General features: G+C 74.5%; 1 protein-coding gene. It reads left to right on the top strand.

Going from position 1 to position 4,469, the window contains the following annotated elements:
- The first annotated feature begins 83 nt into the window (after positions 1-83).
- Positions 84-4,307 (top strand): Rne/Rng family ribonuclease, encoded by a 4,224-nt coding sequence (locus ABZ027_RS43030; RefSeq protein ID WP_356778553.1) that lies wholly within the window; start codon positions 84-86, stop codon positions 4,305-4,307.
- The last annotated feature ends 162 nt before the right edge of the window (positions 4,308-4,469 follow it).

Below are 4,469 nucleotides of genomic sequence, written 5' to 3'. Positions count from 1 at the left end.
CGCGTACTCGATGCCGTTGTGGACCATCTTCGCGAAGTGGCCCGCGCCGACCTTGCCGGCGTGCCGCCGCCGCCGAGACCCCGGTGGAGACGGTCGAGCCGGCCGTACCGGCCGCGCAGGCCGAGGACCTCGTGGCCAGCGAGGACGAGCAGACCGCCGAGGGCATCGAGACTGCTGAGGCGGCTGAGGCGGCAGAGGCCGAGGAGACAGCGGCTGTGGCTGACGAGGCCGCGCCCGCCGGGCGGACCCGCAGGCGTGCCACGCGCCGGGCCTCGGCGCCCGCCGGGGCGCCCGCGTCCGCGGAGGCCGCCGAGACCGTCGTACCCGTGACCGCCGAGCAGCCCGCGAACGCCGGGTCCGCCGAGGACACGGTGCAGGAGAGCCCGGTTGTCGCCGAGGCCGAGGAGGCCGCTCCGCGTCGTTCCCGTCGTCGGGCCACCCGCCGGGTGTCCGCGCCCGAGGCGGCGCCGGCCGCCGCCGAGGCTGTGACCGGAGACGCCGGTGACGCCGGGGCTTCGGACGCCGCGACGTCGGACGTGGCCGAGGAGACCGTCGTCCACGAGCCCGTGGCGGAGGACGCCGCGCCTGCCGGGCGTACGCGCCGACGGGCCACGCGCCGGGCTTCTGCGCCCGCCGGGGCGCCGAAGGCGGCCGAGGCCGCTGACAGTGCCGAGAGCGCCGGGAGTGCCGAGGTGGCGCTGGCCGTCGAGACCGCCGAGAGCGCCGGGGAGCCGGTGAACCTCTCGGACGTGACGGAGGCGACGCAGACCACGGAGACGACGGAGACGACGGACGGCGACACCGCCGCCGAGGCCGAGGAGGCCGCTCCGCGTCGTTCCCGTCGTCGGGCCACCCGCAGGGTGTCCGCGCCCGAGAGCGCCGAGGCCGAGCAGGCCGCGGCGAGCGCCGCCGCGCCCGAGCCGGAGACCGCCGCCGTCGAGAGCGGGCGGGCCGAGGCGAGCCAGGCTCCCGCAGCCGACGAGGCACCCGTCGAGGACGCCGCGCCGCGTCGACGCCGTCGCGCTGTCCGCAAGGCCGCGACCGGGTTCGCCGCGCCCGCGCAGTCCGCCGCGGGCAAGGCCGCCGAGAACGCCGAGGACGACTCCCCGCGTCGGCCGGGGCGCCCGGCCGTCGCCGTGTTCCAGGCGCCCGTGTTCACCGAGCCGCAGTTCCAGACCCCGCAGCGGGCCGCCGCCGAGGCAGCCGCCGTGGTGGAGTCCGACGCGGCCGAGGAGAGCGAGCAGTACACCGAGCAGCCCGCCGAGGAGGTCGCCGAGGAGCAGGGCGGGGGACGGCGCCGGCGACGCCGCCGGGGCTCCGGCTCCGGCTCCGCGCCGGAGTCCGAGGACCGGACCGCCCCCGACACCGCCGTGGAGGAGGAGCCGGAGGAGCCCGAGGAGTCCGCCGAGGACGGCGTCGACGGGGACGACGGCGAGGAGACCGGCTCGCGCCGCCGTCGGCGCCGGGGTGGCCGCCGTCGCCGTCGGGGCGACTCCGCCGACGCCGAGTCCGGCGACGGTCAGGACTCCGACGCGGACGACCTGGCCGGCACGCAGGCCGCGCAGGACACCGAGGACACCGCCGAGCAGGCCGAGGACGACGACGAGGACGCCGAGGACCGCGAGGACTCCGGCGGCGCCGGCTCCAGCAGCAGCCGCCGTCGCCGGCGCCGCCGTCGGCGGGCCGGTGACTCCTCCACCGACGTCGAGCCGGGCGACGGCGACCCGGAGCGCACGGTCGTCAAGGTCCGTGAGCCGCGCAAGCCCTCCGAGCCGTCCGACGAGGTGCAGTCCATCAAGGGCTCGACCCGTCTGGAGGCGAAGAAGCAGCGCCGCCGGGAAGGCCGTGAGCAGGGCCGCCGCCGCGTCCCGATCATCACCGAGGCCGAGTTCCTGGCCCGCCGTGAGGCCGTCGAGCGGGTGATGGTCGTCCGGCAGAGCGGTGAGCGCACGCAGATCGGCGTCCTGGAAGACGACGTGCTCGTCGAGCACTACGTCAACAAGGAGCAGGCCACCTCGTACGTCGGCAACGTCTACCTGGGCAAGGTCCAGAACGTGCTGCCGTCGATGGAGGCCGCCTTCATCGACATCGGCAAGGGCCGCAACGCGGTGCTCTACGCCGGTGAGGTCAACTTCGAGGCGCTCGGCATGGCCAACGGGCCGCGCCGTATCGAGGCCGCCCTCAAGTCCGGTCAGTCCGTGCTCGTCCAGGTGACGAAGGACCCGATCGGGCACAAGGGCGCCCGTCTGACCAGTCAGGTCTCCCTGCCGGGCCGCTACCTCGTGTATGTGCCCGAGGGCTCGATGACCGGCATCAGCCGCAAGCTGCCCGACACCGAGCGGGCCCGCCTGAAGACCATCCTCAAGAAGATCGTCCCCGAGGACGCGGGCGTCATCGTGCGCACCGCCGCCGAGGGCGCGAGCGAGGACGAGCTGCGCCGTGACGTCGAGCGGCTGCAGGGGCAGTGGGAGGACATCCAGAAGAAGTCCAAGAACGGCGGCAATGCGCCGACGTTGCTGTACGGCGAGCCGGACATGACCGTCCGGGTCGTGCGGGACATCTTCAACGAGGACTTCTCCAAGGTCGTCGTCAGCGGCGACGAGGCCTGGTCGACCATCCACGGGTACGTCTCGCACGTCGCGCCCGACCTGGCGGACCGGCTGTCGAGGTGGACCTCCGAGGTCGACGTCTTCGCCACGTACCGGATCGACGAGCAGCTCGCCAAGGCGCTGGACCGCAAGGTCTGGCTGCCCAGCGGCGGTTCGCTGGTGATCGACCGGACCGAGGCGATGATCGTCGTCGACGTCAACACCGGCAAGTTCACCGGCCAGGGCGGCAACCTGGAGGAGACGGTCACCAGGAACAACCTGGAGGCGGCCGAGGAGATCGTGCGTCAGCTCAGGCTGCGCGACCTCGGCGGCATCATCGTCATCGACTTCATCGACATGGTCCTGGAGTCCAACCGGGATCTTGTCCTGCGGCGCCTCCTCGAATGCCTCGGCCGGGACCGTACGAAGCACCAGGTCGCCGAGGTGACCTCGCTGGGGCTCGTACAGATGACCCGCAAGCGGGTCGGCCAGGGGCTGCTGGAGTCGTTCTCCGAGACCTGCGTCCACTGCAACGGCCGCGGAGTCATCGTGCACATGGAGCAGCCGAGCTCCGCCGGTGGCGGCGGCAAGCGCCGCAAGCGCGGGCGCGGCGGTGACGGGCACACCCACGAGCACGAGGCGGCCGTGGACACGGCCGAGGTGCTGGAGGAGAGCGAGACCGAGGCCGAGGTCGCCGCGGAGGTCGCCGAGCCGGTGGCGCTGGCCGAGCCCGAGTTCGTGCCGGACGAGGAGTTGTACAGCAGCGTCGCCGAGGCGGAGGCCGCAGCCGGCCGGGGCCGTACGCGGCGCCGGGCGAGCCGACGGGCGTCGGCTCCGGCGGGCGCGCCGAACCGCGACGACAAGCGGGACGACAAGCGCGGCGAGAGCCGCGGCGACCACCGTGACGAGACGCGCGGTGAGAACCGCGAGGACCGGCGCGCGAACCGCCGGGCCGAGGCCAGGGCCGAAGCCAGGGCCGACGTGCGGGCCGAGGTTCCGACGGCTCAGGACGTGACGGCCGAGGAAGAGGCCGAGCGTCCGGTGCGCCCGCAGGAGGCCGCCGTCGCGCAGGCCGTGCCCGCGGCCGCCGAGGACCCGGTCGTCGAGGCTCCGGTCGAGACGCCGGACGTCGAGGAGGCCGCGCCCAAGGGCCGTACCCGTCGCCGCGCCACCCGCAAGGTGTCCGCGCCGGCCGGTTCCCCCGCGGGTTCCGAGGCGGCCGTGGTGACGGTCGCCGAGACCGCGCCGGTCGCCGAGGCGCAGGAGCCGGTCGCCGAGCCCGCCGAGCAGCCCGAGGCTGCGGCCGACGCGCCCGCCGAGAGCGGCGCCCCGGCCCGGCCGCGACGCCGCGCCGTGCGCAAGGCCACCGCGCCGACCGCGTCCGAGGAGGCGGCCGTGGTGGTCGTCCCGGCCGCCGCGGAGACCGGCACCGACGCCGGTGCGGAAGCGGGTACGCAGGGCAGCGTCGAGGAAGCCGCTGCCGAGGAAGCCGTACCGGCCAAGAAGACGGCCCGCAAGACGGCCAAGAAGGCCACGGCGAAGAAGGCCGCCACCAAGAAGACCGCGGCCAAGAAGACGGTCGCCAAGAAGACGACGGCCAAGAAGGCGGCGAAGACCACCACCGCCAAGACGGCCGCGAAGAAGGCGACGTCGAAGAAGACCGTGGCGGCCGAGCAGCAGCCGACCCGGTCCGTCTCCAGCGTTGCCGACGAGGGCTGACGCCTGACCGTAAGAAGGCCGTAAGAAGAACGCAATCCGCCCCCGGTCCCAGGACCGGGGGCGGATTGCCGAACACCAGGAGGGCCGTGACGATGGTGCGCTTCGGCCCCAGTCGGTTCACCACCCAGCCGGCGGCCCCCAGGCTGACGACGTATCCCCAGA

The organism is Streptomyces sp. NPDC006332 (assembly GCF_040612855.1).
Lineage (GTDB): Bacteria > Actinomycetota > Actinomycetes > Streptomycetales > Streptomycetaceae > Streptomyces.
This window is presented reverse-complemented; position numbering and strand designations above follow the sequence as displayed.